Genomic DNA, 25,811 nt, shown 5'->3' on the forward strand with positions numbered 1-25,811 from the left:
GAGTGACCCCCGGAGGCATCCCATGGCACCTGTCAGCGCCGAGAGCAGTGCCGCCGATCGACGCCGTGCCGCCGACCCCGCCCCGGTGCGGGGCATGCTCACCCTCGAGCGACTCGACACCCTCATCGAGGCCGGCGAGATCGACACGGTGATCGTCGCCTTCACCGACATGCAGGGCCGGCTCGTCGGCAAGCGCATCTCGGCGCGGCTGTTCCAGGACGACGTCGCCGCGCACGGCGCCGAGTGCTGCAACTACCTGCTCGCGGTGGACGTCGAGATGAACACCGTCGCGGGATACGCGATCTCGAGCTGGGAGCGCGGCTACGGCGACATGAAGATGATCCCGGACCTGTCGACGCTGCGTCTCGCGCCGTGGCTGCCGGGGACCGCGCTGGTCACGGCCGATCTCACCTGGCTCGACGACGCTCCGGTCGGCGAGGCGCCGCGGCAGATCCTCCGCGCGCAGCTGGACCGCCTGGCCGAGCGCGGCCTCGAGGCGTTCGTGGCCACCGAGCTCGAGTTCATCGTGTTCGACGACTCCTACCGCGAGGCCTTCGCGAAGGGCTACCGCGGCCTCACGCCCGCCAGCGACTACAACATCGACTACGCGCTGCTCGCCTCGACCCGGATGGAGCCGCTGATGCGGGACATCCGGGTGTCGATGGAGGGCGCCGGCCTGTACTGCGAGGGCATCAAGGGCGAGTGCAACCTCGGCCAGCAGGAGATCGGCTTCCGCTACGACGCCGCCCTCGTCACCTGCGACAACCACTCGATCTACAAGTCGGGGGCGAAGGAGATCGCCGACAGGCACGGCAAGAGCCTGACCTTCATGGCCAAGTTCAACGAGCGCGAGGGCAACTCCTGCCACATCCACCTCTCCCTCCGCGGTACCGACGGCACGCCCGTCTTCGCCGATGCGGAGAGCGAGCACGGGATGTCGCCGCTCTTCCGGCACTACCTGGCCGGCCAGCTCGCCGCGCTGCGCGAGTTCACCCTCTTCTTCGCGCCGAACATCAACTCCTACAAGCGCTACGTCGACGGGTCGTTCGCGCCGACCGCGGTCGCCTGGGGTCTCGACAACCGCACCTGCGCCCTGCGCGTCGTCGGCCACGGCGCCGGGATGCGCGTCGAGAACCGGGTTCCGGGAGGCGACGTCAACCAGTACCTGGCCGTCGCCGCGCTCGTCGCCGCCGGGCTGCACGGCATCGAGAACGAGCTGGAGCTCGAGGACGTCTGCACCGGCAATGCCTACGGCTCCGGAGCGCCGCGCGTCCCGACGACGCTGCGCGAGGCCGCCGATCTGTTCGAGTCCTCCGCCCTGGCCCGGGCCGCCTTCGGCGACGAGGTCGTCGACCACTACGTGAACAACGCCCGGGTGGAGCTCGCCGCCTACGACGCCGCCGTCACCGACTGGGAGAGGGTGCGCGGCTTTGAGCGGCTCTGACCTGCGGACGGACTCCGAGCAGGGTCCCGTCGCCCCGCGTCCGATCATCGGGCTCACCACCTACCGCGAGCGCGCCGTCTCGGGCGTCTGGGACGTCGAGGCGTCCTTCCTGCCCGCGAACTACATCGACTCGGTGACGCGGGCCGGCGGCGTCGCGCTGCTCCTGCCGCCGCAGCCCGCCTCGGCGGAGACCGCGCGTGCCGTCGTCGAGCGCCTCGACGGGCTGATCGTCTGCGGCGGCAAGGACATCGACCCCGCCCGCTACGGCCAGGAGGCGCACCCGGAGACCGACGCGCCCCGCCCCGAGCGCGACGCGTGGGAGGACCACCTGATGACCGCCGCGCTCGAGGCCGACCTGCCGTTCCTCGGCATCTGCCGCGGTGCGCAGCTGCTCAACGTCTCGCTGGGCGGCACCCTGCACCAGCACCTGCCCGACGTGGTCGGCGACCGCCGCTACCAGGCGGGCGGCGGCGTGTTCTCGCACGTCGACGTCGCGGTCGAGCCGGAGTCGCGCCTGCGCGGACTGCTCGGCGAGGACGCCGTGGTCGCGCAGGTCTACCACCACCAGGCGGTCGACCGGGTCGCCGACGGCCTCGAGGTCGCCGCGCGGACCGCCGACGGCACCATCGAGGCGCTCGAGCTGCCGGGGCGCCGCTTCGCGCTCGGCGTGCAGTGGCACCCGGAGGAGGACACCGCCGACACCCGCCTCTTCACCGGCCTGGTGGCCGCCGCGCTCGCGCACCGCGCGGGCACCGGCACGGCTGAAGGCTCCTCCCCCAGCACCCCGAAGGACGCACACCGATGACCCCGCAGACGACGACCCCGCAGACGACCACCGCGCGGACGACCGTGCAGACCCTCGTCGACCCCTCGACGGGAGCCGCCTTCGACGAGGTCGCTCTCGCCGACCTCGCGAGCGTCGACGCCGCGATCGAGCGCGCGGCCGCGGCGCAGCGCGGCTGGGCGGCGCTGGCCCCGCTCGACCGGGCCCGCGCCCTCCGCCGATTCGCCGCCGCCGTCGACGGTGCGATCGAGGAGCTGGCGCAGCTCGAGACCCGGAACTCCGGTCACCCGATCACGCAATCGCGCTGGGAGGCGGGGCACGTCCGCGACGTCCTCGAGTACTCCTCCGCCGCTCCGGAGCGCCTGCTCGGCGCGCAGATCCCGGTCGCCGGCGGGCTGGACGTGACGGTGCACGAGCCGCTCGGCGTCGTCGGGATCATCACGCCGTGGAACTTCCCGATGACGATCGCCTCCTGGGGCTTCGCACCGGCGCTCGCCGCGGGCAACGCCGTCGTGCTGAAGCCGGCCGAGTGGACGCCGCTGACGAGCCTCCGCCTCGCCGAGCTGGCCCTCGCGTCCGGACTGCCGGAGGGCCTCTTCCAGGTGCTGCCCGGCCGGGGCGACGTCGTCGGCGAGCGCTTCGTGACCCATCCGCTGGTCCGCAAGGTCGTCTTCACCGGCTCGACGCGCGTCGGCAAGCGGGTGATGGCGGGCTGCGCCGACCAGGTGAAGCGGGTCACGCTCGAGCTCGGCGGCAAGAGCGCGAACATCGTCTTCGCCGACTCCGACCTGGAGCGCGCCGCGAGCACCGCCCCGTACGGCGTCTTCGAGAACGCCGGCCAGGACTGCTGTGCCCGCAGCCGGATCCTGGTCGAGCGGCGCGTCCTCGACCGCTTCCTCGAGCTGCTCGAGCCGGCCGTGCAGGGAGTCGTGGTCGGCGATCCGCGCGACGCGGCGACCGAGATGGGCCCGCTGGTCTCGGCCGCGCACCACGAGCGTGTCGCCGCCTTCGTCCCGGAGGGAGCACCCGTCGCGTTCCGCGGCTCGGCCCCCGCCGGCCCCGGCTTCTGGTTCCCGCCGACCGTGCTGCTGCCCTCGAGCGGCGACCCGGTCTGGCGCGAGGAGGTCTTCGGCCCGGTCGTCTCCGTCCTCCCCTTCGAGGACGAGGCCGACGCGATCCGGCTCGCCAACGACACCGACTACGGCCTCTCCGGCTCGATCTGGACCCGCGACCTCGGCCGCGCGCTGCGGATGTCACGGGCGGTCGAGGCCGGCAACCTGTCCGTCAACTCGCACTCCTCGGTCCGCTACTCGACCCCTTTCGGCGGCTTCAAGCAGTCCGGGCTCGGCCGCGAGCTCGGACCCGACGCGGCGCTCGGCTTCACCGAGACCAAGAACATCTTCTTCGCGGCCGACTGACCCGCTCCGTTCCACCCCCGCACCCTCCCGTGAAAGGCCGCACCATGGCTCTCCCTCCCCTCGACACCACCCCGATCGACCTCACGCAGCGCCTCGCCGGCAAGGTCGCCGTCGTCACCGGCGGCGCCAGCGGGATCGGCCTCGCCACCGCGACGCGCTTCGCCCGCGAGGGGGCGCGCGTGGTGATCGCCGACGTCGACGTCGCGCGCGGCACCGAGGTCGCGGAGGCGCTCGGCGGGATGTTCGTCCGGGTCGACGTCACCAGCGAGGCGGAGGTCGACGCGCTCTTCCAGGCCGCGGTCGACGCCTACGGCTCGGTGGACATCGCCTTCAACAACGCGGGCATCTCGCCGCCCGACGACGACTCGATCGAGACGACCGAGCTGCCGGCCTGGGAGCGCGTGCAGGACGTCAACCTCAAGTCGGTCTACCTCTGCTGCCGTGCCGCACTCCGGCACATGACGAAGCAGGGCCGTGGATCGATCATCAACACGGCCTCGTTCGTGGCGGTGCTCGGCTCGGCGACCTCGCAGATCAGCTACACCGCATCGAAGGGAGGTGTGCTCGCGATGAGCCGCGAGCTGGGCGTGCAGTTCGCGCGCCAGGGCATCCGGGTGAACGCGCTCTGCCCGGGTCCGGTGAACACCCCGCTGCTGCAGGAGCTGTTCGCGGCGGACCCGGTGCGGGCTCAGCGCCGGCTCGTGCACATCCCGGTGGGGCGTTTCGCCGAGCCGGAGGAGCTCGCCGCTGCGGTCGCGTTCCTCGCCAGCGACGACGCGTCCTTCATCACCGGGTCGACGTTCCTCGTCGACGGCGGCATCTCCTCCGCCTACGTGACCCCGGAGTGAGCACGACGTGAGCGCGGGCACCGGGACGGACGAGGCGGACGCCGACGGGGACGGCCGGCCGGCGGCTCCCGCGGCGAGCGCCAGGGAGGCGATCCTGCGGCGGCTGCTCCGGATCAACGCCTTCGAGGAGACGGTGCAGCGGCTGATGCAGACGGTGAGTCTCGGGCTCGTGGGGCCGGGCGAGCGGCTGCCCTCCGAGCGCGAGCTCGCCGCGCAGCTCGGCGTGGGGCGCGACACCCTGCGCGAGGCGATCGCGTCGCTCGCGGACGCGGGCTACCTGGTGGTGCGGCGCGGCCGGTACGGCGGGACCTTCGTGGCGGAGGAGCTGCCGGCGGCGCCGATCGGACGGCGCGGCTTCGACCGGGCCGAGATCGACGACGTGGTGGCGCTGCGCGAGATCCTCGAGGTGGGGGCCGCGCGGCTCGCGGCAGGCGCGGACCTGACCGCCGCCGACCGGGAGCAGCTGTTCCAAGCCCTCGCGGACGTCGAGGGCGCGAGTCCCGAGGACTATCGGCGGCTCGACTCCCGGCTGCACCTGACGATCGCGGAGCTGGCCGGCGTCCCGTCGCTCCTGCCGCTCGTGGCCGAGAGCCGGACGCGGGTGAACGCCCTGCTGGACGACATCCCGCTGCTGCCGCGGAACATCGCCCACGCGGACGAGCAGCACCGGGCGCTCGTGACGGCGATCCTCACCGGTCGGGCGGCGGAGGCGGCCCGGCTGATGACCGAGCACGTGCACGCCTCCGCGGCGCTGCTGCGAGCGTTCCTGACCTGAGTCGGGAGCGCCCGCCCGGTCAGTTGACGTCGGTGCCGGTCGCGATCGCGACGAACGGCACGAGCAGGCCGAGGAAGAGCAGGGCGACGACGAAGAGCACGACGAGGCTGATCATCACCGCGTTGAGGACGATGCCCCAGATCGCGAGCGTGCGGCCGGTCGGCTCGCGACGGAGGCCCAGGATGCCGAAGACGAGGCCGGCGACGGGGGCGATGACGGTGAGGCCGAAGAAGACGGAGGTGACGCCGAGGATGAGGCTGGTCAGCGAGAACGGGGTGGACGGGGCCGGGGCGGCGGAGACGGGCGGGACGCCGTAGGGGGCCGGGTGCTGCGCGACGGGCCGCTCGAACGGCGGGTCCTGCTGCTCGGACTGCTGCTGCCGCGACTCCGGGGCCGGGTCGGTGAGGACGGCGGTCGAGCCGTAGACCTCGGTGGGCTGCTCGTCGGCGGCGGTGGTGCGGGTGGACGTGGTGGCGGCGGTCGGGGTGGCGGCGGTCGGGGTGGTCTCGGCGTTCGACATGGTCGGTGCTCCTTCTGCGGGGTGCGGTGCCGGGGGCGCCCGGCGATGCCTCCACGCTACGGAGGACGCGGATCCTCCCCCATCCGGCTAACCCCCGGGCGGGAGGGGGAACCCCCCGCTCACTCCCGGGGGCCGGTGCGAGACTGGGACGACCGGCGGTGCGCCGGGACGATCGCGAGGGAGCGGCCGCGGATGGACGACGACGAGACGCTGCGCCGTCGCCGCGACGGCCGCGGGGCCCGCGCGGTCTGGCTCGCCGGACTGTCGGCGATCGCAGGCTTCGTGATCCTCTCCCCGCTGATCTCGGTGACGGCGACGGTGCTGGCCTGGGGTGCCCGGCGTCGCGGCGGCACTCTGAGCGACCGCAACGGCGTCGTCGCCGTGAACTGGCAGCTGACCTACCTCGCGCTCCAGCTGATGCTCGTGCCGCTGCACCTCGCGCTCGTCTCGGTCCGCGACACCTGGGGCGGCGGCTGGCCCACCCTCACCATCGCGGCCATCCTCGGCCTCTTCGTGCTGAACCTCGTCCTCTGCGTCGTGCTCGGCATCCGCTCGGGACGGGGCCGCAGCGTCCGCCTCGTCATCGCGGTGCCGTTCGTCCGCTCCTCCCGGCCGGTGCGCTGAGCGAGCCGAACATGGCCCTCCGCCGGGGCTTCAGCAATTGAGCGCGCCGCCGAGGATTCCGAAGATCAAGCCTCCTGTCGCCGTGACGACCGCTCCCGCCCCGGTGATCGCACCGCCGAGGCCCCCGAGCACGGCGGCATTGACTCCCGATTTCGCCACGCAGTGACCCCACTCCTTCGAGGTCCAGTCGCTCGAGAGAGCCCCAGCCACCGCGACTCCAGCAAGGGCTCGCCGCATCTCGAACGGCGTGAAGTGGAAGGTCATCGTGTCCGAGTCGTCGACGGTCCAACTGCCGCTCACGGTCTGCCCGTTGGCGGCGCCGATCCTGGTGGGCAGGGCCTCCGAGGTGACGCTCCCATCGGTGATGCGGACACGGCCGTCCTTCGACGTCACTGGCCTGGCTCCACCGCCGACGTCGAAGGTGATGGTCGAGTCGGTCGCTCGCTTCACGGTCAGCTCGACATGTCCGCTGGACCGCACCTGTGCTGGTGCTTCCGCCGCGGCCGATGCTGCGGCGAAGGGGGCTCCGCTGAGGGTCGCCGCGCAGACAGCCACCACTGTCAGTGTCGTTCGAATGCTCTTCATTGAGTACCTTCCTGGATTGTGTCATCGGCGCTGACTGCGCCAAAGGGTGAGCACTGCACGGCAGATGAAATACGTGATCGCGATGGAGACGGAATTGATCACCACTGTCCACGGGTCGATCGCTCCGACTGCTCGGGAGATGGCGCCGCCGCACCATGATCCGACGAAGGCGGTCACGCAGAATCCCCACGGTGTGCGTGTTCCCCATATCGGGTCACGCTTCGGCTCGTCTTTCGGCTGCTCTGCCTCACCCATCTGAGAACCATACTGAAATGGTTGTGAAACCACCGAAGTCAGGAGCGCTTGCGCGAACTTGGCGCGCGATCACGCCTCTCTCGGAGTCCGCTCGCCCGAATCGGCGGAGCGATCGCAACGGCGTCGTCGCCGTGACCGGCAGCTGAGCCACCTCGTCCTCTGCGTCGTGCTCGGCGTCCGCTCGGGACGCGGCCGGAGCGTCCGCCTCGTCATCGCGGTGCCGTCCGTCCGCTCCTCCCGGCCGGTGCGCTGACGGCGATTCGACGTCCTGTTCCACGACCTCGACAGCGGTCACCGACGGTTGCGATCAGCGCCTGCGGTGCCGGAGGAAGAGCACCAGTCGGCTGACGAGAAGAGTCGTCACGACGGAGACGCAGATCGACGCGATGTTCAGGGAATCGGTCACGCCGGCGGCCCTGGCGACGGCGCCGCCGATGGTCATCCCGACGAACAGGATCGCGAGGAAGCCCCACGGCGTGTGCTCCCCGTACAGTGACCTCCGGTTCCGCCGGGTACTCGAGTGCTCTGGCTCCGTCATTCGCACACCATACGCACATGGCTGTGGAGGCGAGGCTTGCTAGCAGCTTTCGCGGGGTGGATGGCGTAGGACGCAGGCTCGTCGCCTACCGAGGGTCCGACACCGGGCTCGCCGGCCCGGACACCGCGGAGCGCGGAGGAGCAGGCGCTCGCGGGATGGCAGGGTGGTGGGGTGACGCCGATCGCCTTCCCCTCGCCCGTGTCCGTGGTCGCCGATGACGGGACGCGGATCGCGACGTACGCGCTCGGCGACGAGGGGGCGCCGACCGTGCTGGCGGTGCACGGGTTCGCGTCGAACGCGGTGCTGAACTGGGAGACGGCGGGCTGGCTGCGGACCCTCAGCCGCGCCGGATACCGGGTCGTCGCGCTCGATCAGCGCGGGCACGGCGCCAGCGAGAAGCCGCACCGGGCCGGCGCCTACGGGGTCGAGCTGATGGTCGCCGACCTCGTGCGGGTCATCGAGACCTACGACCTGATCGCTCCGCACTACCTGGGCTACTCGCTCGGCGCGCGGATGGGCTGGGTGCTCGGGCTGGAGCATCCGGAGCTGCTGGCGACGCTCAGCCTCGGCGGGCTCACGGTGGGCGAGCCGCTGCGGCACTTCGATGCGGCGGCGGCGCGTGCGCGGGTGGCCGACGGCGGCGAGATCGACGACCGGTTCACCCGCGCGTTCATCGGCATGGCGGAGGGCGTCGCCGGGAACGACCTGGCCGCCCTGGTGGCCGTGGCCGACGGGGTGCGCGGCGGGGCGCATCCGGAGCTCGGCGCGCACCCGGAGCTGCCGACGCTGATGGTGACGGGCGGGGCCGACCCGATCGCGCCCGGCGGGGCGCGGCTGGCGGAGGAGGCGGGCGCGCGCTTCGTCAGCGTCCCGGGCCGCGATCACACGAGCACCGTGCCGGCGCGGGCGTTCAAGGACGCGGTGCTGGCGTTCCTGGCGGAGCACGCCTGACGCCTGCGTGCGATCCGCAGGCGATCCCGGCGGGAGCGCGCTCTCGTCCGCGCAGAGGCGCCGGCGGAGCGCCGGATCACCTGCGGATCGGACCGGACCGCCCGTGGAGGCGCGCGGCGTAGCATCGCGGCATGCTTGCGATCCGCGTCGAGAACCCCGGCCCCGACTCCCGCCTCGTGCTCGAGGAGACCGCCACCCCCTCCCCCGGACCCGGTGAGGTGCTGCTCCGCGTGGCCGCCGCGGGCGTGAACCGCGCCGACCTCGGGCAGCGCGCGGGCGTCTACCCGCCGCCGGCCGGAGCGTCGGAGATCCTCGGCATGGAGGTGTCCGGAACGGTCGTCGGCCTCGGCGAGGGCGTCACGACGGTCGCACACGGCGACGAGGTCTGCGCGCTGCTCTCCGGCGGCGGCTACGCGGAGCACGTCGTCGTCGACGCGGGGCTGCTGCTGCCGGTGCCGGAGGGCGTCGACCTGATCTCGGCCGCCGCGCTGCCCGAGACGACCGCGACCGTCTGGTCGAACCTGGTCCTGGTCGCGGGGCTCCGCGCCGGCGAGACCGTGCTGATCCACGGCGGCGGCAGCGGGATCGGCACCACCGCGATCCAGATCGCCTCGGCCATCGGCGCCCGGGTCGCCGTGACGGCCGGCAGCCCGCGGAAGCTCGACGCCTGCCGGGCGCTCGGCGCGGACATCCTGATCGACTACCGCGAGCAGGACTTCGTCGAGCGGATCGCCGCTGAGACGGACGGCGGGGTCGACGTGATCCTGGATCCGGTCGGTGGCGACTACCTCGCCCGCGATGTCGAGGCGCTCGCGCTCGGCGGCCGCGTCGTCTTCATCGGCAACCAGTCCGGCGCGCAGGGCTCCCTCGACATCGGGACGCTGATGCGCAAGCGCGCGGCGGTGCACGCCACGACGCTGCGTGCCCGGCCGCTGGAGGAGCGGCGCGCGATCGTCGCCGCGGTGCGCGAGAGCGTCTGGCCGCTCGTCGCGGACGGGACGGTGCGACCGGTCGTCGACGAGGTGATCCCGCTGGTCGAGGCCGAGCGGGCGCACGAGCGGATGACCGCCTCGGGGCACATCGGCAAGCTGCTGCTCACCCCGTGACGGGGAACTGACGACACAGCATCAGCCGAGAGGCCCGGTCAGCCGCGATCGGCGATGACGGGGCCTCTCGGCTGACGCTCTGCGGCGCGGACCGGTCAGACCGCCGCGCGGAGCAGGCCGAGCGAGCGGTTGATGCCGTCGACGTCGACGCTCGCGGGGTCGAACGCCGCCTCCGGGGCGAGCCCGAGGGCGTCGAGTGCCTCCGCGTGGTCGGCGGACGACGGGTCCGTCGCGGCGCGGACCGTGTCGGCCCAGGCGGCCGGGCCGCCGGGCGCGTCGAGCGGAGCGGCTCCGCGCGCGCCGGTGCAGCGCGGCAGGGCTGCGCTGAGCGGCGACACCGACTCGAGGCGGATGACGTGGCGCCACTCGTCCTCGAGGTCGTAGACGTAGAACAGCTCGTCGCCGACGCTCTCGAGCACCTCGGCGAGCGCGACACCGCCCTCGTCGACGAGGCCGGAGCCGAGCTCCTCCGCGTCGGCCGGCGAGCCGATCGGCGCCTGCTCCTCGTCGGGCACGCCGACGCTGAAGTAGTGCGGCTGCGCGTCGGTCCAGCCGAGCGAGAGCTGCAGGGCGAGGTGCAGATCGCGCAGCGACGACTCCGAGGACAGCTCGAGCCGGCGCCAGACGACCGGCTTGGTGCCGAGCAGCGACACGTGCAGGGCGTAGGCGGAGTCGGTGTCCTCCGTCGCCTCGTCGAGGATCTCGAGGCGGGTGGCGTCGCGGGCGCCGAGCAGCACGATGCTCGCGCGGACGACCGAGGCGAGGACCGGCTGCAGGCCCTCGGGGAGCACGTAGCCGAACTCGGGCGAGTGCAGCAGCAGTCCGAGCTCGGCGGCGTCGTCGAGCATCCGCTCGGCCGCGCCGACCATCCGCTCGCGCTCGTCCAGGGCGTCCTCGAGCGAGACGTCGAGCTCGGCGGCGAGCTCGTCGACCAGCTCGCCGACGACGAGGCCCTCGTGGATCTGCGCCTGGCAGGCGACCGCGATCCGGGCCAGGACGGCGTCGGTGGTGGTGATCGCGCGCTCGCGCGGCGAGAACGCGCCGTTCTCGGTGTCGGCGGCGGCGAGCGCCTCCTGCGCACTGACGAGCCAGAGCTCGATGAAGCGGGCGATGTAGGCGATGCGCTCGACCGTGGCCTCGCGCGCCTCGGAGCTGCGCCAGGCCGGCGCGGCGTCACCGAGGCCCGCGGTGGAGCCGTCGGCGTCGAGCACGTCGGAGGCGACCAGCGCGTCCCACCAGGCGGAGACCGGGATGCGGACGGCGTCGTCGCTCGGCGACGAGCCGGCGGAGGCGACGCCGGCCTCGACCACGATCTCGCGGGCGGCGCGCTCGGAGATCGTCGCTCCGTCGGCGCCGGCGAGGTGCTCGACGACGACGTCGGCGGCGTGCACGAGGGCGGTGGCGCGGGCGGCGGAGAGCATCTCGGCGTCCGGGATCTCCTCGACCTCGAGCAGGTCGTCGAGGACGGCCTCGACGAAGGAGCCGGCGAGGTCGAGGACCTCGTCGAGCACGGCCTGGCACTCGTCGAGCTCCTCGTCGGTGCCGGTCCAGAGGTCCTCGTCGGTGAGGAAGTCGAGGAAGTGCTCGACGACCTCGGCGACGGTGAAGAGGGTGTCGTCCAGGTCGGCCTCGCTCTCCTCGCCGGAGAGGTCGGCCTCGATCTGGTCGAAGACGGCCTCGAGGAGCTCGGCGTCGGGCTGGGCGAACGAGCCGCGCGGGCGCAGGTCGCGGGTCATGGCGAAGAGGTCGGTGAGGACCTCCACGGCCTCGTCGACGTCGAGGTGCTCGTGCAGGACGGCGACGTCGGCGAGGTGCGACCGGTACCAGCTGCGGAACCGCACCATCAGCGCGGTCTCGGCCGTGCGGCCGCCGCCCTGGCCGCCGGAGCCGCCGGAGCGCCCGTTCCCGGATCGTCCCTGATTGCGCTTCTTGCCCATCGTTCCTCCGCGACCGCTCCCCCTCGACGACGGAGCAGTACAGCCTACCCAGTGCGGGCGAGCCGGGTCACGCGCCGGGAGCTCGCCGTGGTGAACGCCCGGAGAACGCGGAACGGGCAATCCGCGGGCCCGGCAGCGCGACCTCCCGGGTCGATCCGTCGCGAACGGCGGTGTCGCGCGCGTCGACAGGTGCTTCTCCGACGGATCGATCGGAGCGTCGGCGATGCGGCCGCGCGCGCGTCGGCGTAGCGTCGGGCCATGGGTGCATGGAGTGGAGAGCCGTTCGGCAACGACACGGCGAGCGACTGGGTCTACGAGCTCGACGAGGCCGGCGACTGGCAATACGTCCGCGAGGCGCTGGACGCCGCGGTCTCGCCGACGCAGGTGGACGCGGATGCGGCGACCCTCGCGATCGCGGCCGCCGAGGTGGTCGCACGCGGACTCGGCCGGGAGGGCGGTCCGCACGCCGAGACGATCGCGCACTTCGTGCAGCGCGCCGGGCGACCCGACGACGAGCTCGTCGCACTGGCCCTCGCCGCGCTGGCCGCCGCCGACTCGCCCGGCAGCGAACTCACCGAGCTCTGGGAGGAGGCCGACCCGGAGGAGTGGCGGGAGGCCAACGACGCGGTGCGGAGCGTGCTCGAGGAGGCCTGATCGCGAGTGGGTCCCCGCGGGCGGCGACGCGCGCCTCCCGTCGCACTAGCGTGGCGGGGAGCGGCCGGAGCAGGCCGCGACGAGAGCGACGAGGGGCCACGATGCCGGACTTCACCACGGACGACGGGGTCCGGCTGAGCTGGACCGAGCAGGGCGACCCGGCCGGGCGGCCGGTGGTGCTGATCGCCGGGTTCAAGGCGCCGGCGACGAGCTGGAAGCCGCAGCAGGGGCCGCTCGCGGAGGCCGGCTACCGGGTGATCTCGTTCGACCGGCGCGGGCACGGGCTGTCCGAGCGGACGGAGGCCGGCGCGACGATGCTCCGGCACGGCGCGGATCTCGCGCAGCTGCTCCGGCACCTGGATCTGCGCGGCGCGGCACTGGTCGGCGGGTCGATGGGCGGGAACTCGATCTGGGCGTTCCTGGCGGACTCCGCGGGAGGCACGGCGGGAAGCACCGACGAGAGCACCGGAGAGAGCACCGGAGAGAGCGCCGACGAGAGCACCGACGAGAGCGCCGGAGAGAGCCGCATCGACTGCATCGTGATCGTCGACCAGACGCCGCGCATGCTCAACGGCGAAGACTGGCCCTACGGCTTCTACGACTACACCGAGGCGAACCGCGACACCCTCTTCGCGACCACGATCCCGGATCCCGGCCGCTGGAGTGTCGCGTCCAAGGGGCCAGTGCGGATCGCGCGGCTGCTGAAGGCACTCGGCGGCGGCGAGCGCCGGGAGCTGACCGAGACCGAGCGGCGGCTGCTGAACGACCACGCGAAGGCGGACTGGCGGCCGGTGATCCCACGGACGAGCGTGCCGGTGCTCTTCGTCGCCGGGCGCGAGAGCGAGTTCTGGCCGGCCGAGCACGCGGCCGCCGCTGCCTCGCTCGCCCCGCGCGGCGACTCCCTCGTCATCGAGAAGGACGGGCACGCGGCGAACATCGAGCAGCCGAAGGTCTTCACCGAGGCGCTGCTGGAGTTCCTGGCGCGCTGATCCCGGGAGAACCGAGAGCGGGGCCTCAGCCCGGGAACGCCTTGCCCGGGTTGAGCACGCCGAGCGGATCGAGGGCGTCCTTGATCGAGCGGTGCATGCCGAGCACGCGCGGGCCGAGCTCGTCCGCCGCTCCCGGCAGCTTCAGCAGACCGACGCCGTGCTCGCCCGTGACGGTGCCGCCGAGGTCGAGGCAGTCCTCGACGATGCGGTCGAAGGCGCTCTTCGCCCGGGCCTTCGCGGCCTCGTCGCCCTCGGGCGCGATGATCAGCGGGTGCAGGTTGCCGTCGCCGGCGTGCGCGATGGTCGCGATGACCACGTCGTGGTCAGCGGCGGCCGAGCGGATGCGCGCGAGCATCTCCGGGACCGCCCGGCGCGGCACGCAGACGTCCTCGGTGAGCACCGGACCGAGGCGCTCGAGCGCCGGGTAGGCCAGGCGACGGGCGAGGAAGAGCCGGTCGACCTCGTCCTGGTCGGTGGCCTGCTCGACCGAGAGCGCGCGGGCACCGGCCATCAGCGCCTCGACGCGGTCGGCGGCGGTGCGACCCGCCTCCCCCGGCTCGTCGACCTTGGCGAGCAGCAGCGTGTCGACGCCGTGCGGGAGCCCGAGGTGCTGCCAGTCGTCGACGGCGCGCAGGCAGGTGCTGTCGATGATCTCGAGGGCGGAGGGGATGATGCCGGCGGCCGAGATCGCGGCGACCGCGACTCCGGCGTCCTCGAGCGAGCCGAAGGAGCCGACGATCGCGCGCTGCTCACGGCCCGCGAGCGGGAGCAGGCGGAGCGTCAGCTCGACGATGATGCCGAGCGTGCCCTCCGAGCCGACCATCAGGCCGGTGAGGTCGTAGCCGACGACGCCCTTCGCGGTGCGGCGGCCGAGGCTGACGAGCGAGCCGTCGGCGAGGACGACCTTCATGCCGAGGACGTAGTCGCGGGTGACGCCGTACTTCACGCAGCAGATGCCGCCGGCGTTGGTGGCGGCGTTGCCGCCGATGGTCGAGATGGCGGAGCTGGCCGGGTCCGGCGGGTACCAGAGTAGAGCCTCGGCGACGGCCGCCCGCAGCGCGTCGTTGATCACGCCGGGCTGGGCGACGACGAAGCGCTCGTCCGCGTCGATCTCGAGGACGGCGTCCATCCGCTCGAGCGAGACGACGAGGCAGCCGGCGAGCGCGTTGGCCCCGCCGGAGAGGCCGGTTCCGGCTCCGCGCGGGACGACGCTCAGACCCGCGCGGGCGGCGACGCGGACGGCGTGCGCCACGTCCTCCGCGCTCTCGGCGAGGACGACCGCCAGCGGCAGCCCGGAGGACGCCCACTCGGCGTCGTCGTGGCGGTAGGCCTCGAGGACGTCGGCGTCGGTGAGGACGCGGTCGCCGAGCAGCGCGCGCAGATCGGCGAGCACGCGGTCCCCGGCCGGTGGCCCGTCCTGGGTCCGCTCGTGATCCTGGGTCTGCATCGGCACCGTCTCCACGACGGACGAACCTACACCCGGCGCCTGCGCGGCCTGCGGCTCACCGGGCCCTCACGCGTCGAGCCCGGTGATCAGGGCGCGGTGGAAGAGCTCGCCGCGCTCGAGGGCCGCGATGTCGGCGTGCTCGTCGACGCCGTGGATCCCGGCGCGCTGCTCCTTCGTCATCAGGAGCGGTGCGAAGCGGTACACCGCGGGGGCGAAGCGGTGCAGGTGGCGGGAGTCGGTCGCCGCGTTGATGACGTAGGGGACGACCGCCGCCTCCGGGTGCGAGACGGCGAGCGCCGCCCGCAGCGCCGCGAAGGGGGCGCCGTCGCTCGGCGACTGCGGCGACGGGTCCTCCCCCAGCACCACCTCGACGGTCACCTCGCGGTCGCGGATCCGCCGGCGGACGCGCTCGGCGGCCCCGGCCGCGGTCTCCCCGGGGGCCAGGCGCAGGTTCAGCACGGCGGACGCCTCCGCCGCGAGCACGTTGTCGGCGGTCCCCGCGCGGAGCATCGTCGGCGCGATCGTGGTGCGGACCAGGGCCGCCGTCTCGCCACCGAGCGCCGCGAGCACGGGCGCGGCGAGCTGCGGCCGGGCGCCGAGCAGCCGGTAGAGCGCGCCGCGGGCGCCGGGTGCGCGGTCGGCGAGGAGTGCGAGCGCGCGGGCCAGCGCCTCCGGGACCCGGGCGGGGAAGGTCGAGGGCGTGAGCCGGGTGATCGCCCGCGCCAGGCGGCCGACCGCGGTGAGTCGCGGCGGGGCGGAGGCGTGACCGCCGGCGGAGCGCGCGGTCAGCCGGAGCGTGAGCAGGCCCTTCTCGCCGACGCCGATCATCGCGACCGGCCCGACGACTCCGGGCAGCGGCGCCTCGACGACGGCGCTGCCCTCGTCGAGCACGAGCCAGGGCATGATCCCGCGCTCGTGCAGCGTCTCGGCGATCGCGCGGGCCGATGCCCCGCGCACCTCCTCGTCGCCTCCGAAGGCCAGCAGGACGTCGCGGGCCGGCACGACGCCGGCGGACAGCAGGTTCTCGACCGCCTCGAGCACGACGACGAGCGGGCCCTTGTCGTCGAGGGCGCCACGGCCCCAGACGGCGCCCTCGACGATGTCGCCGCCGAAGGGCGGGTGCGTCCAGGCGGCGGGGTCCTCGACCGGCACCACGTCCAGGTGCGCCATCAGGACCAGCGGGTCCGCACGGGAGTCGCGGCCCGGCCAGCGGTAGAGGAGTCCGCGGTCGGTGATCCGCTCGGTCTCGAGACGCTCGTGGGTCAGGGGATAGAGCTCGCGGAGCAGCGCGAGCGCCTCGTCGACGGTCTCGAGCTCGGCGGAGACGGTGCGGAGGCGGATCAGGCGCGCGAGCCGCTCGGGAAGACCGGGACGCGGGGTGCTGTCGTGCAGGGGGTCCTCGATCCGTCGCGGGGCGTCCGCTCATCGTGGCGCACGGGGTGGCGAGCGGGGAGACGGGCGCGGCGTCGTCCGGCAGCCTGCGGGTCGACCGGAATCGGGACGAACGAGCGTCCCGCCCGGCTCCGGAGACGCTCCGGTCCGGATCCGGACACTCCCCCGCGTGTTTCCAGCATGAGAAATCCCGAAGCGATCTCGCGGCGGGGGTTGCGCCTGGCGCCCGTTCTCGTTGGAATCGCCGGATGACCGAAACGACGAACGCCGCCGCCAGTGCCCCCGCGAAGGGCGGAGGGTCGCTGAAGAAGGTCATCACCGGCCCGCTGCTCTTCGCCTTCATCGTCGGCGACACGCTCGGCGCCGGCATCTACACGCTCGTCGGCACGATGGCCGCCGACGTCGGCGGCGTCATCTGGCTGCCGCTGCTGATCGCGCTCGTCATCGCGCTGCTGACGGCCGGCACCTACGCCGAGCTGATCACCAAGTACCCGCACGCCGGCGGCGCCGCCCGCTACGTGGACCGGGCGTTCGGCAAGCCGTACCTGTCGTTCCTGGTCGGCTTCCTGATGATGGCCTCCGGCATCACCACCGCCGCCTCGCTCGCCAACGCGTTCGCCGGCGACTACCTCGGCGCACTGCTCGACGTGCCGCCCGTGCCGACCGCGATCGTCTTCATCGCGGTGCTCACGCTGATCAACCTGCGCGGGGTGAAGGAGTCGCTGACCGCGAACCTGGTCGCCTCGGTGATCGAGGTCAGCGGACTCGTGATCGTGATCGTCTGCGCGGCGATCTTCTTCGGCGGCGGCAACGGCGACGCCGGCCGCGTCCTGGAGTTCAACCCCGAGGTCGCGCCGCTGCAGGGCGCGTTCGCCGCCTCCATCGTCGCGTTCTTCTCCTTCCTCGGCTTCGAGGCCGCGGCGAACATGGCCGAGGAAGTCCGCAACCCCTCGAAGGTCTACCCGCGGGCGCTGTTCGGCGCGCTGATCACCGCCGCCGTGGTCTACCTGCTGATCGCCCTCGGCGCCGTGATCGTGCTGCCGAACGAGGAGCTCGCGGAGTCGACCGGCCCGTTGCTCGACGTGGTCGCGGCCAGCGGCGTGGCGGTGCCGCCGTGGCTGTTCGGCCTGATCGCGCTCATCGCGATCGCGAACGGCGCGCTGCTGTTCATGGTGATGGCGAGCCGGGTCGGATTCGGACTGGCGTCCTCCGGTCTGCTGCCCAGCGCCTTCGGCCGCGTGCTGCCGAACCGACGCACCCCCTGGGTCTCGATCGTCGTCGTCGGCGGCGTGACCATGCTGCTCAGCCTGATCGGCGACGTCGGCACGCTGGCCGAGACGACCGTGCTCCTGCTGCTCTTGGTCTTCATCTCGGCGAACATCTCGGTGCTCGTGCTGAAGAAGGACCGCGTCGACCACCCGCACTTCTCGGTGCCGCGCGTCGTGCCGGTCCTCGCGATCATTACGAGCGTCGTGCTGCTGACGCAGCAGACCGGCGTGGTCTGGCTCGGGACCGCCGGCTACGTGGTCGTGGGCACGCTGCTGTTCCTGGCGACGCGCTTCGGCAAGAAGAAGCACGCGGAGCAGACCGCGGCGGCGGAGAACGAGGGCGCGGACCGCTCCTGATCGCGGTTCGGCGCCGGAGCCGCGCGCAACATCAGCTGAGAGGGGTGGGCCTCCCCTGTGGGGCGAGGCCCACCCGTCTCAGCTGATGTTGCGCGGCGGGTGTGCGAGCGTGGGGGCATGCCCGTGTCGCTCGCACCGTTCCCGCTCGCCGAACTCGCCGAGTGGATGTCCGTCCAGCGCGCGTCCTACGTCGCGGACCGGATGCGCGCGGGCGACGACGAGGCCGCGGCGTTGCGGAACGCGGACGCGAACGACGAGCGGCTGTTCCCTGGCGGAGTGCTCGCACCGGGTCACGACCTGCTGCGGGTCCTCGACGACGAACGCCCGGTCGGCGTGATCTGGGTCGGCCCGCACCCGCAGGAGCTCGAGGGCGTCGCCTACATCTGGGACGTCGAGGTCGACCCGTCGGAGCGCGGCCGTGGCTTCGGCCGCGCGGCGATGCTGCTGGCGGAGGAGCACGCCCGCTCGCGCGGCTACCGGGCGCTCGCGCTGAACGTCTTCGGCTTCAACACGACGGCGCGGGGACTGTACGAGTCGCTCGGCTACGAGCCGACGTCGATCCAGATGCGCAAGGAGCTCGGCACCGCGGAGGCGTGACTCACTTCGTCGCGTTCGGATGCCGGGTGTGCACCTGCTCGAGGAACACCGTCCGCCCCACCACGAAGAACCAGAGGCGCGCGTCGCCCTGCCGCGTCGGCTTGTGCTGCCAGCGCTCGTGCACGTCGGCGCCCTTCGTCAGGGTGCCGAGCTCGCCCCGCAACCGGTAGTTGGACGGGGTCGTCTCCGTCGGCGTCCGCGTCAGGAAGTCCCACGCCTCCGTCACGGCGTTCCGGCTGGTGGCGCAGAGATCGGTCCAGCCCTTCTGCGCCTGCAGCGTCGCGAAGCGGATCTCGTACTCGGACTTCTTGAGCGGCCGCTCGACGCGGCTGTCCCTCGCCACCGTCAGGGACGCTCGACGACGATGCCGGTCTCGAGCCAGTCGACCGGCATGATCGCGAGTCCGTCGGCGATCGCCGTGGCCGACTCCCGCCAGGAGACCAGCTCGGCCGCGGCGAGGTGCGCGTGCCCGGTGGCGAAGGACGCGCGGGCCGTCGACAGCAGATCCTTCGCGCACTGCTCCCGGTCCGAGCCGGACAGCGCGAGCATCCAGGGGAAGACCTGCGCCATCCGGTCGCCGAGCGTCCCCCGGTCGTCGGTCGAGACCGCGATGAGCTGCGCGGCCAGCTGCAGGAGTTGCTCGCGCGAGTCCGCCTCGCGCTTGGACATCAGCACGAGGTCGTCCCCGTCGCGACGCGTGACGTCGACCGGCTGCTCCTCCGCCGCGGCGAAGACGGCGCGCGCGTTCCGGCTCAGCTCGGAGGACTGGAACGTCGGGATCGGGGTGATGGCCATCGCTCGATCGTAGTTCAGAACGACTTCTGAATGTCCTGACGGCGCGAAACAGCGCGTGCACGAGGGTCGTCCGGCAGCCCTGGTCCGCCGCACGGCACCCCGGCGGAGACGCGATTCTCGCCATCCGCTCCTTCACCCGCAGTCCGGCGCGGACGCGCAGGAGCTGATGACCCTGTACGCGCTCGAGGAACCGACCTCGACCGCGAACGCCTGCTCCGCCTCGACCAGGTCGAGCCTGCGCGGGTACCAGCCCGAGGAGGTGCGGAGCGAAGGGGTGAGAGCGTCGGGTTCGTCCGGCTCCGGCGGAGTCTCGCGGCAGACGGGGCCGGCGCCCGTCAGGCGCGGGGCTTCCGCGCGGCGAGGAACCGAGTCACCCTGTCGGAGCGGACCGCATCGGTCGGCACCGAGCGGTTCTCCAGAGCCGCCGAAGCCCGCGTCGATCGCTCTGCGGCACGGCGCAGAGCCTCTGCGGTCAGGTCCTTGCGCTTCACGGATCCTCCTCCGGCTGATCGGTCGTCCCCCGACGGTAACGACCTGCACCTCGCTGCGCGATGGGCAGCGGACGGAGTGGCGTCCTCGGCGGTCAGGGGCCGGAGAACGTGACCGCGGTCGCGCCGCTGGGGACGGCGGCGGCGGCGAGCGTCGCCGCGGCGCGGTCGGCGTCGCTCGCCAGGGTCACGGCGAGGTGGTCGGGGGCGGCGCGGAAGCCCGTGGTGGGGACCGCGGCCGAGATCGCTGTCCAGAGGCGTTCGGCGTCATCGAGCCACGGGCCCGGGGTGCCGCTCACGAGCAGGGAGCGGTCGGCGCTCTGGACGCTCACGTGCAGGGGCGGGGCGTCGGGGAGGAGCGCGGGGGCGTCGCGGGCGAGCGCGAAGGCGTCGTCGGCGGTCGCCTGCTCCGAGAGGAAGAGGCTCAGGCCGCTCACGCGGTCCTCACTGTCGTCGGCGGCGAGGGCGAGGGACTCGACTCGTGGGTCCTCGCGCAGCGCGAGCGCGGCGGCGATCCGGCCGGACGTGAGGTCCTCGGCGCCGGACACGGGCAGCGTGAGGTCCTCGGCGTCGAGGAGGATCCGCACGTCACCCGTCGGGCGCTTCGCGGCGAAGGCGGCCAACCGCTCGGCGAGGGACGTCAGGTCGGCGTCGGACAGGTCCCCACGGGCCACGATCTCGGCGCTGACGCCGCCGGTGAACGGCATGTCCTCGACGGTCGCGAGCTCGACGTCGGCGACCGCCTCGTCGCTGCCGAAGGTGCGCGCGAAGTCGGCGCGGAAGGAGTCGCCGCTGCAGCCGGTCAGCAGGAGCACCGCGGTCAGGACGACGGCGGCCCGGCCGAGCCCGCGCGCCCTCCCCTGTCCCATCGGGCCAGCGTACGTCCGGACCGCGGAGTGCACGGGGAGTGGACGGATCGCCCGCCGCGTGCTCGTCGAGCGAGGGGGCGTCGATCCGGCGCGGAGGGTCGTCCGCGGGCGGTCGGCGCGACCGCGGGTGACGGATCGGTGACGGCCGGGCGGGGCGCGGAGTCGGGGCGCTCAGGCGAGTGCGGAGACCAGCAGGGAGACGCCCGCGAGGACGGCGAGAGCCGTCGACCAGTAGCCGAGGACGAGGGCGAAGGTGGCGAAGCCCCAGCCGGCCTCGCCGGTGCGCCGGATCTGAGCCCGGGCGACGTGGCCGAGGACGAGGCCGACGAGACCGACCACAAAGGCGGCCACGAAGGCCACGATCGAGACGGTGTTGACGCGCGGATCCGTCACGAGGCCCGCGTCGCGGCGGGCACGGCCCTGCGCGACGGCGACAGGGACGCCGATCGCGGCGACGAGGACCGGCGACAGGACGCCGAGGATGATGACGACGTGCCAGCCGGCGAGTCCTGCGAACATCCGGCCAGCCTAGGAAGCAGAGGGCCCAACGGGGATCCTCCGGCAGGAGGAGAAGCGCCGGCGGCCCCCGCGCCGGCGTCCGCGGCCCCACCACGCCGGGCCGCCCGCGTCGAGGGCGGGCGACTCCGGGTCGTCAGCTCGTGGAGGGGACGGCGGTGGGATCGGCCGACGGGGCGGGCTCGGCGGCCGAGGTCGAGGCCACGCCCCGGCCGAAGGCCTGGCCCTGGAGGATGGCTCCGAGGTCGACGCCGGTCGCGGACTTCACACTGTCGAACGTGGCCGAGAGGCTCGCCGCCTGCTCGCGGGCGATGTGCGTGGCCGCGGTGTCGCCTCCGATCAGGGTGATGGTGCCGACGTTCTGGTAGCCCTTCGCGAACTCCGCCATCAGGGACGGCAGCTGTCCGATGAGCTCGCGGCCCAGGATCGCCTCCTGGTTCTCGCGGAGCGCCTCCGCCTCGGCCTGGATCGCAGCCGCGCTCGCCTCACCCTTGGTGCGGATGGCCTCCGCCTCGGCGGAGGCGTTCGCGCGCAGGGCCTCGGCCTCGGCGCCGGCCTTGGCGCGCAGAGCGTGGGCCTCCGCCTCGGCGCGGGCACTGACCGCTGCCGCCTCGGCCGCGGCCGACGCCTGGCGGGCCTCCGCCTGGCGCTGGACGGCGTAGGCCTCGGCGTCGGACACCTGCTGCGCGACCTGGCGGTCGGTCTCGGCCTTCTTCGCGCGGCCGTAGGCGTCGGCGTCGGCCTCGGTCTGGCGCCGGTACTTCTCGGCGTCGGCCACGCGCTTGACGTCGGCGTCGAGCTCGGCCTGCCGGTTCTCGGCGCGCTGGACGAGGACGGCCTGCTCGCGCTCGGCGCGGGCCAGGTTCTCGGCCTGCTCGGCCTCGGCGTTGGCGCGGCCGACCTCGGACTTCGAGGCGGCGGTGTTCTTGTCGAAGGCGGTCTGCTCGATCAGGTTCGCCTCGTCGGTGGCGAGCTGACGGGCCTTGACCTCGCGGGCCGCGTTGATCCGGGCGACGTCGGCCTCGCGGCGGACGCGCTCGATCTCCTGCGCTCCGAGCGCCTCGATGTAGCCGTTGCGGTCGGTGACGCCCTGGATGGCGAAGGAGTCGAGGACGAGCCCCTGGGCGAGCAGGTCGCCCTTGATGCCCTCGGCGATCTCGTCGCCGAGCTTCTGGCGGTCCTGCATGACCTCCTCGACGCTGAGCTTCGCGACGACGCCGCGCAGCGCGCCCTCGAGCTGCTCGGTGGTGAAGACGTCGATCGACTGGTCCTGCGAGGCGAACCGCTCGGCAGCGGCGCGCACCTGATCCGGCGTCGAGCCGATCTTGACGAGGGCGACGCCCGCGAGGTGGATCGTCACGCCGTTCTTGGTCTGCGCGACCGGCTCCATCTTGATCTGCCGCGACCGCAGCGAGATGCGGTCGGAGCGCTGGGTCAGCTTGTTGACGAACGCGCCGCCGCCGGTGATGACGGTCATGTTCGAGGTCAGGCCGTCGTCGCCCTTCTGCTTCTTTCCGACGATCACGATGGCCTCGTCGGCCTGCGGGACCTGGTACCAGGCGCGGAAGATGAAGAAGCCGATGATGGCGAGCAGCAGCACGACACCGACGACGATGCCGGCGCCGACGACCCAGAGCAGATCAGAATTCATGGACGAGGGACCCCCTTCTCGGAACCCGCGCGGGGCGGGTTTCTGAGCGATGTACAGGTTCATCGTGGCATGGACGGGGTTCCCGGGCGTCGGCCGGACGGCGGATGCGTGGTCGTTCGCGCGGGACGCGCGGAGGTGCCGGGCGGAGAGCAGGACCGCGCTCGGGTCGCCGCGCGACGAGGCGGATCGGCGCGATCGCGAAGAACGGACGCACGGGCGGGATCGCAGCGAGAGGAACCACAGCGGCGACGAATTCCGGGCGATGCTTCGACTCTCGCGAGCACTTCAGTGCTGGGGTACCTGGACTCGAACCAAGAACAACTGAACCAGAATCAGTCGTGTTGCCAATTACACCATACCCCAATGGTCATGCGGCGGTGAGGCCGGGACCAGGCAGCGGCCGGAGTGGAACTCGGCGCCGAGAGACGACAGTACCCTACGGACGCACGCCGCTCAAATCGGCTCCGCGATCGTGCACGGCGAGGGCCTCCGACTCGGGCGCGGCCTCGCCGAGGCGGGCGCGGACGAGGTCGCGGTTGATCGCCGAGGCGACCTGCGCGCCGGAGCCGGCGGCGACGATCAGCTGCTGCGGTCCGGGGGCGGTGACCTCGCCGGCGGCGTAGAGGCCGGGGACGGAGGTGCGGCCGCCCGCGTCGACGCGGAGGAAGCCCTCGGGGTCGACCTCGGGGCCGGCCGGGTCGAGGTAGTCGAGGACGGGCACCCAGACCGGGCGGACGAAGGCGCCGGTGCGCGGGATCACGTCGCCGTCGGCGAGGGCGACGCCGGTCATCACGGCGCGCTCCCCCACCAGGTCGGCGACGGGGCGGCGCTCGATGCGGATGCCGATCGAGTTCAGGAGCGACTCGTCGGTGTCGCTGACGACTCCGACGCCGTTGGTGAAGACGATGAGGTCGGTCGACCACTGCGAGAGGAGCATGGCGCGCTCGGCGAGGTCGGCGGTCTCGCCGATCAGGGCCAGCGGCTCGCCGGCCTTCTCGTAGCCGTCGCACTCCATGCAGCTGTGCACGGCGGTGCCGTAGTAGGCGCGGAGGCTGGGCAGCGTCGGGAGGCGCTCGGAGAGGCCGCCGGCGACGACGACCGCGGTCGCCAGCACCGAGCGGTCGGCCGAGCCGCGGACGCCCTTCGCGGTGACGACGAACTCGCCGCCGGAGCGCTCGACGGCGGTGACCATCGCGTTGTGCACCTCGGCCTCGTCGTACTGCTCGAGCTCGGCGCGGCCGAGGCGTCGCAGCTCCAGCGGCGAGACGCCGTCGCGGGTGAGGAAGCCGTGCGAGTGCAGGGTCGCCGCGTTGCGCGGCCGGTTGCTGTCGAGCAGCAGCACACTGCGGCGCGCGCGGACGAGGTTCAGCCCCGCCGAGAGCCCCGCGGGACCGGCGCCGATGATGACGACGTCGTAGTGGCCGCCCTGCACCTCCGCCACGATCAGCTCCGGGTGTCGGCGAGGCGGGCGAGGCGGGCGATCGACTCGGACTTGCCGAGGATCTCCATCGACTCGAACAGCGGCGGCGAGACGCGGCGGCCCGAGATCGCGGTGCGCAGCGGCCCGTAGGCGATGCGGGGCTTGAGGCCCAGGCCCTCGATCAGCGCGCCGGCGAGCGCCTCCTGGATCGAGGCGGTCAGCCACTCCCCCTCGGGCACGAGCTCGAGGGCGCCGATCGACGCGGCGATGACCTCGCCGGCGTTCGCGGGCAGGCCCTTCAGCGCGTCCTCGTCGTAGGAGAGGGCGTCGGCCGTGGTGAAGAGGAAGCCGAGCATGCCGGGCGCCTCGCCGAGCAGGCCGATGCGCTCCTGGACGAGCGGGGCGGCGGCGTCGAGGACGGCGCGCTGGTCGGCGGTCGGCTCGGTCTCGAGGACGCCGGCGGCGATCAGGTAGGGGATCGTCCGCTCGGTGAAGTCGTCGACCGCGAGCAGGCGGATGTGGTCGCCGTTGATCGACTCGGCCTTCTTGAGGTCGAAGCGCGCCGGGTTGGGGTTCACGTCGGCGACGTCGAAGGCGGCGATCATCTCGTCGATCGAGAAGACGTCGCGGTCGTGGGTGAGCGACCAGCCGAGCAGGGCCAGGTAGTTGACCAGGCCCTCGGGGATGAAGCCGCGGTCGCGGTGGTGGAAGAGGTTGGCGGAGGGGTCGCGCTTGGAGAGCTTCTTGTTGCCCTCGCCCATCACGTAGGGGAGGTGGCCGAAGCGCGGGACGAAGGTCGTCAGTCCGATGTCGATCAGCGCGTGGTACAGCGCGATCTGGCGAGCGGTGGAGGGCAGGATGTCCTCGCCGCGGAGGACGTGGGTGATCTGCATCAGCGCGTCGTCGACCGGGTTCACCAGCGTGTAGAGCGGCTGGCCGTTGGGGCGGACGACGACGAAGTCGCTGAAGGAGCCGGCCGGGAAGGTGATCTCGCCGCGGACGAGGTCGTCGAAGGAGAGGTCGGCGTCCGGGACGCGCAGGCGGAGCGCGGGGCTCCGGCCCTCGGCGCGGAAGGCGGCGCGCTGCTCCTCGGTGAGGTCGCGGTCGAAGTTGTCGTAGCCGTGCTGCTTGGCGCGGCCGGCCGCCTCGTTGCGCGCGTCGATCTCCTCGGCGTTCGAATAGCTCTCGTAGAGGTGGCCGGAGGCGAGCAGGCGCTGGATGACGTCGGTGTAGACGTCGCTGCGCTCGGACTGGCGGTACGGGCCGTGCGGGCCGCCGACGCCGACGCCCTCGTCCCAGTCGAGCTTCAGCCAGCGGAGCGCGTCGATGAGCTGCTCGTAGCTCTCCTCGCTGTCGCGGGCCGCGTCGGTGTCCTCGATCCGGAAGACGAAGGTGCCTCCGGTGTGCCGCGCGTAGGCCCAGTTGAACAGGGCGGTGCGGATGAGGCCGACATGCGGCGTCCCGGTCGGGGACGGGCAGAAGCGGACGCGGACGTCGCTCCCGGTCGCGGTCGTGAACGGGTGCGCGTCGTGGGCGCGATCGGAGGGCGGGGTGAGCTCAGACATACGGGGCGATTCTAGCGG

General features: G+C 73.0%; 26 protein-coding genes and 1 tRNA gene. 12 read left to right on the plus strand and 15 right to left on the minus strand.

Translation table 11 applies throughout. From position 1 onward, the window contains the following. The first annotated feature begins 94 nt into the window (after positions 1–94). Genes C1I64_RS10005 through C1I64_RS10025 form a run of 5 tightly spaced genes read left to right on the plus strand, consistent with a single transcriptional unit; the run spans position 95 to position 5,269 of the window. Entirely contained in the window at positions 95–1,444 is a 1,350-nt protein-coding gene (locus C1I64_RS10005) for a glutamine synthetase family protein (protein WP_127888520.1), read from the plus strand. Continuing rightward, positions 1,431–2,249, plus strand: coding sequence for a gamma-glutamyl-gamma-aminobutyrate hydrolase family protein (locus C1I64_RS10010; RefSeq protein ID WP_244209442.1), 819 nt, complete (start codon positions 1,431–1,433; stop codon positions 2,247–2,249). Before C1I64_RS10005 ends, C1I64_RS10010 begins: the two co-directional genes overlap by 14 nt. Beyond that, positions 2,246–3,646 carry an aldehyde dehydrogenase family protein gene (locus tag C1I64_RS10015; protein ID WP_127887095.1) on the plus strand — a complete coding sequence of 467 codons (1,401 nt, stop codon included), beginning with the start codon at positions 2,246–2,248 and terminating at the stop codon, positions 3,644–3,646. The genes C1I64_RS10010 and C1I64_RS10015 overlap by 4 nt, the downstream gene beginning before the upstream one ends. Before the next feature lie 44 nt (positions 3,647–3,690). Next, complete coding sequence (locus tag C1I64_RS10020; RefSeq protein WP_123447921.1) at positions 3,691–4,494, plus strand: 3-oxoacyl-ACP reductase; 804 nt, start codon at positions 3,691–3,693, stop codon at positions 4,492–4,494. Between the two features lie 7 nt (positions 4,495–4,501). Further along, positions 4,502–5,269 (plus strand): FadR/GntR family transcriptional regulator, encoded by a 768-nt coding sequence (locus tag C1I64_RS10025; RefSeq protein ID WP_127887096.1) that lies wholly within the window; start codon positions 4,502–4,504, stop codon positions 5,267–5,269. Between the two features lie 19 nt (positions 5,270–5,288). On the opposite strand, the gene C1I64_RS20545 is transcribed toward C1I64_RS10025, so the two are convergent. Continuing rightward, positions 5,289–5,789: a DUF4190 domain-containing protein gene (locus tag C1I64_RS20545; RefSeq protein WP_244209443.1), complete on the minus strand. Its 501-nt coding sequence runs from the start codon at positions 5,787–5,789 to the stop codon at positions 5,289–5,291. A 192-nt stretch (positions 5,790–5,981) separates the two neighbouring features. Between C1I64_RS20545 and C1I64_RS10035 the strand changes: the two genes are divergently transcribed. Then, positions 5,982–6,413 carry a magnetosome magnetite crystal formation protein family gene (locus C1I64_RS10035; RefSeq protein ID WP_159422373.1) on the plus strand — a complete coding sequence of 144 codons (432 nt, stop codon included), beginning with the start codon at positions 5,982–5,984 and terminating at the stop codon, positions 6,411–6,413. Between the two features lie 30 nt (positions 6,414–6,443). Here C1I64_RS10035 and C1I64_RS10040 read toward each other — a convergent pair whose 3' ends face one another. The 3 genes from C1I64_RS10040 to C1I64_RS10045 form a co-directional block, all read right to left on the minus strand. Next, on the minus strand, positions 6,444–6,998 hold the full coding sequence (locus tag C1I64_RS10040) for a hypothetical protein (protein WP_127887098.1): 555 nt from the start codon (positions 6,996–6,998) through the stop codon (positions 6,444–6,446). Between the two features lie 21 nt (positions 6,999–7,019). Further along, positions 7,020–7,253, minus strand: coding sequence for a hypothetical protein (locus C1I64_RS20055; protein WP_164874505.1), 234 nt, complete (start codon positions 7,251–7,253; stop codon positions 7,020–7,022). A gap of 307 nt (positions 7,254–7,560) precedes the next feature. After that, positions 7,561–7,791 (minus strand): hypothetical protein, encoded by a 231-nt coding sequence (locus C1I64_RS10045; RefSeq protein ID WP_127887099.1) that lies wholly within the window; start codon positions 7,789–7,791, stop codon positions 7,561–7,563. A 171-nt stretch (positions 7,792–7,962) separates the two neighbouring features. On the opposite strand from C1I64_RS10045, the gene C1I64_RS10050 reads away from it, so the two are divergent. Further along, a complete protein-coding gene (locus tag C1I64_RS10050; protein WP_127887100.1) occupies positions 7,963–8,742 on the plus strand; it encodes an alpha/beta fold hydrolase in 780 nt (259 codons plus the stop codon). A 131-nt stretch (positions 8,743–8,873) separates the two neighbouring features. Further along, positions 8,874–9,848, plus strand: coding sequence for an NAD(P)H-quinone oxidoreductase (locus tag C1I64_RS10055; protein WP_127887101.1), 975 nt, complete (start codon positions 8,874–8,876; stop codon positions 9,846–9,848). Positions 9,849–9,943: 95 nt separating this feature from the next. Here the strand turns inward: C1I64_RS10055 and C1I64_RS10060 are convergent, their stop codons facing one another. Continuing rightward, a complete protein-coding gene (locus C1I64_RS10060; RefSeq protein WP_127887102.1) occupies positions 9,944–11,785 on the minus strand; it encodes a plasmid pRiA4b ORF-3 family protein in 1,842 nt (613 codons plus the stop codon). Positions 11,786–12,043: 258 nt separating this feature from the next. Between C1I64_RS10060 and C1I64_RS10065 the strand changes: the two genes are divergently transcribed. Both C1I64_RS10065 and C1I64_RS10070 read left to right on the plus strand, forming a co-directional pair. Then, positions 12,044–12,439, plus strand: a complete 396-nt coding sequence (locus tag C1I64_RS10065; protein WP_127887103.1) for a DUF4259 domain-containing protein — start codon at positions 12,044–12,046, stop codon at positions 12,437–12,439. 101 nt (positions 12,440–12,540) lie between these two features. After that, entirely contained in the window at positions 12,541–13,428 is an 888-nt protein-coding gene (locus C1I64_RS10070; RefSeq protein ID WP_127887104.1) for an alpha/beta fold hydrolase, read from the plus strand. A gap of 25 nt (positions 13,429–13,453) precedes the next feature. Here the strand turns inward: C1I64_RS10070 and C1I64_RS10075 are convergent, their stop codons facing one another. Then, positions 13,454–14,875: an FAD-binding oxidoreductase gene (locus tag C1I64_RS10075; protein WP_127887105.1), complete on the minus strand. Its 1,422-nt coding sequence runs from the start codon at positions 14,873–14,875 to the stop codon at positions 13,454–13,456. Positions 14,876–14,941: 66 nt separating this feature from the next. Then, complete coding sequence (locus tag C1I64_RS10080; RefSeq protein ID WP_341867846.1) at positions 14,942–16,279, minus strand: M20/M25/M40 family metallo-hydrolase; 1,338 nt, start codon at positions 16,277–16,279, stop codon at positions 14,942–14,944. Between the two features lie 236 nt (positions 16,280–16,515). On the opposite strand from C1I64_RS10080, the gene C1I64_RS10085 reads away from it, so the two are divergent. Together C1I64_RS10085 and C1I64_RS10090 are read left to right on the plus strand one after the other, a co-directional pair. Beyond that, positions 16,516–17,892 (plus strand): APC family permease, encoded by a 1,377-nt coding sequence (locus tag C1I64_RS10085; RefSeq protein ID WP_127887107.1) that lies wholly within the window; start codon positions 16,516–16,518, stop codon positions 17,890–17,892. 117 nt (positions 17,893–18,009) lie between these two features. Further along, positions 18,010–18,489, plus strand: a complete 480-nt coding sequence (locus C1I64_RS10090) for a GNAT family N-acetyltransferase (RefSeq protein ID WP_127887108.1) — start codon at positions 18,010–18,012, stop codon at positions 18,487–18,489. 1 nt (position 18,490) lies between these two features. On the opposite strand, the gene C1I64_RS10095 is transcribed toward C1I64_RS10090, so the two are convergent. From C1I64_RS10095 to gltX, 8 genes are all read right to left on the minus strand, one after another. Continuing rightward, on the minus strand, positions 18,491–18,832 hold the full coding sequence (locus C1I64_RS10095; protein WP_123447935.1) for a hypothetical protein: 342 nt from the start codon (positions 18,830–18,832) through the stop codon (positions 18,491–18,493). A gap of 2 nt (positions 18,833–18,834) precedes the next feature. After that, entirely contained in the window at positions 18,835–19,284 is a 450-nt protein-coding gene (locus tag C1I64_RS10100; protein WP_127887109.1) for a prevent-host-death protein, read from the minus strand. A 583-nt stretch (positions 19,285–19,867) separates the two neighbouring features. Beyond that, positions 19,868–20,641, minus strand: a complete 774-nt coding sequence (locus tag C1I64_RS10105) for a hypothetical protein (protein ID WP_127887110.1) — start codon at positions 20,639–20,641, stop codon at positions 19,868–19,870. 171 nt (positions 20,642–20,812) lie between these two features. Next, positions 20,813–21,160, minus strand: coding sequence for a DUF4190 domain-containing protein (locus tag C1I64_RS10110; protein ID WP_127887111.1), 348 nt, complete (start codon positions 21,158–21,160; stop codon positions 20,813–20,815). Between the two features lie 133 nt (positions 21,161–21,293). After that, complete coding sequence (locus C1I64_RS10115; RefSeq protein WP_123737241.1) at positions 21,294–22,808, minus strand: SPFH domain-containing protein; 1,515 nt, start codon at positions 22,806–22,808, stop codon at positions 21,294–21,296. A 291-nt stretch (positions 22,809–23,099) separates the two neighbouring features. After that, positions 23,100–23,171 (minus strand) — tRNA-Gln (locus C1I64_RS10120). 73 nt (positions 23,172–23,244) lie between these two features. After that, a complete protein-coding gene (locus C1I64_RS10125) occupies positions 23,245–24,240 on the minus strand; it encodes an NAD(P)/FAD-dependent oxidoreductase (RefSeq protein ID WP_123737304.1) in 996 nt (331 codons plus the stop codon). Positions 24,241–24,251: 11 nt separating this feature from the next. Then, entirely contained in the window at positions 24,252–25,793 is a 1,542-nt protein-coding gene (gene gltX, locus C1I64_RS10130; RefSeq protein WP_127887112.1) for a glutamate--tRNA ligase, read from the minus strand. Positions 25,794–25,811 lie beyond the last annotated feature (18 nt).

This window comes from Rathayibacter festucae DSM 15932 (assembly GCF_004011135.1).
Lineage (GTDB): Bacteria > Actinomycetota > Actinomycetes > Actinomycetales > Microbacteriaceae > Rathayibacter > Rathayibacter festucae.

Coding starts and splice junctions, on each gene's coding strand:
- C1I64_RS10070 (WP_127887104.1), top strand. CDS start 12,541: ATGCCGGACTTCACCACGGACGACGGGGTCCGGCTGAGCTGGACCGAG.
- C1I64_RS10055 (WP_127887101.1), top strand. CDS start 8,874: ATGCTTGCGATCCGCGTCGAGAACCCCGGCCCCGACTCCCGCCTCGTG.
- C1I64_RS10060 (WP_127887102.1), bottom strand. CDS start 11,785: ATGGGCAAGAAGCGCAATCAGGGACGATCCGGGAACGGGCGCTCCGGC.
- C1I64_RS20055 (WP_164874505.1), bottom strand. CDS start 7,253: ATGGGTGAGGCAGAGCAGCCGAAAGACGAGCCGAAGCGTGACCCGATA.
- C1I64_RS10090 (WP_127887108.1), top strand. CDS start 18,010: ATGCCCGTGTCGCTCGCACCGTTCCCGCTCGCCGAACTCGCCGAGTGG.
- gltX (WP_127887112.1), bottom strand. CDS start 25,793: ATGTCTGAGCTCACCCCGCCCTCCGATCGCGCCCACGACGCGCACCCG.
- C1I64_RS10015 (WP_127887095.1), top strand. CDS start 2,246: ATGACCCCGCAGACGACGACCCCGCAGACGACCACCGCGCGGACGACC.
- C1I64_RS10020 (WP_123447921.1), top strand. CDS start 3,691: ATGGCTCTCCCTCCCCTCGACACCACCCCGATCGACCTCACGCAGCGC.
- C1I64_RS10035 (WP_159422373.1), top strand. CDS start 5,982: ATGGACGACGACGAGACGCTGCGCCGTCGCCGCGACGGCCGCGGGGCC.
- C1I64_RS10110 (WP_127887111.1), bottom strand. CDS start 21,160: ATGTTCGCAGGACTCGCCGGCTGGCACGTCGTCATCATCCTCGGCGTC.
- C1I64_RS10100 (WP_127887109.1), bottom strand. CDS start 19,284: ATGGCCATCACCCCGATCCCGACGTTCCAGTCCTCCGAGCTGAGCCGG.
- C1I64_RS10040 (WP_127887098.1), bottom strand. CDS start 6,998: ATGAAGAGCATTCGAACGACACTGACAGTGGTGGCTGTCTGCGCGGCG.
- C1I64_RS10065 (WP_127887103.1), top strand. CDS start 12,044: ATGGGTGCATGGAGTGGAGAGCCGTTCGGCAACGACACGGCGAGCGAC.
- C1I64_RS10105 (WP_127887110.1), bottom strand. CDS start 20,641: ATGGGACAGGGGAGGGCGCGCGGGCTCGGCCGGGCCGCCGTCGTCCTG.
- C1I64_RS10005 (WP_127888520.1), top strand. CDS start 95: ATGCTCACCCTCGAGCGACTCGACACCCTCATCGAGGCCGGCGAGATC.
- C1I64_RS20545 (WP_244209443.1), bottom strand. CDS start 5,789: ATGTCGAACGCCGAGACCACCCCGACCGCCGCCACCCCGACCGCCGCC.
- C1I64_RS10045 (WP_127887099.1), bottom strand. CDS start 7,791: ATGACGGAGCCAGAGCACTCGAGTACCCGGCGGAACCGGAGGTCACTG.
- C1I64_RS10115 (WP_123737241.1), bottom strand. CDS start 22,808: ATGAATTCTGATCTGCTCTGGGTCGTCGGCGCCGGCATCGTCGTCGGT.
- C1I64_RS10075 (WP_127887105.1), bottom strand. CDS start 14,875: ATGCAGACCCAGGATCACGAGCGGACCCAGGACGGGCCACCGGCCGGG.
- C1I64_RS10085 (WP_127887107.1), top strand. CDS start 16,516: ATGACCGAAACGACGAACGCCGCCGCCAGTGCCCCCGCGAAGGGCGGA.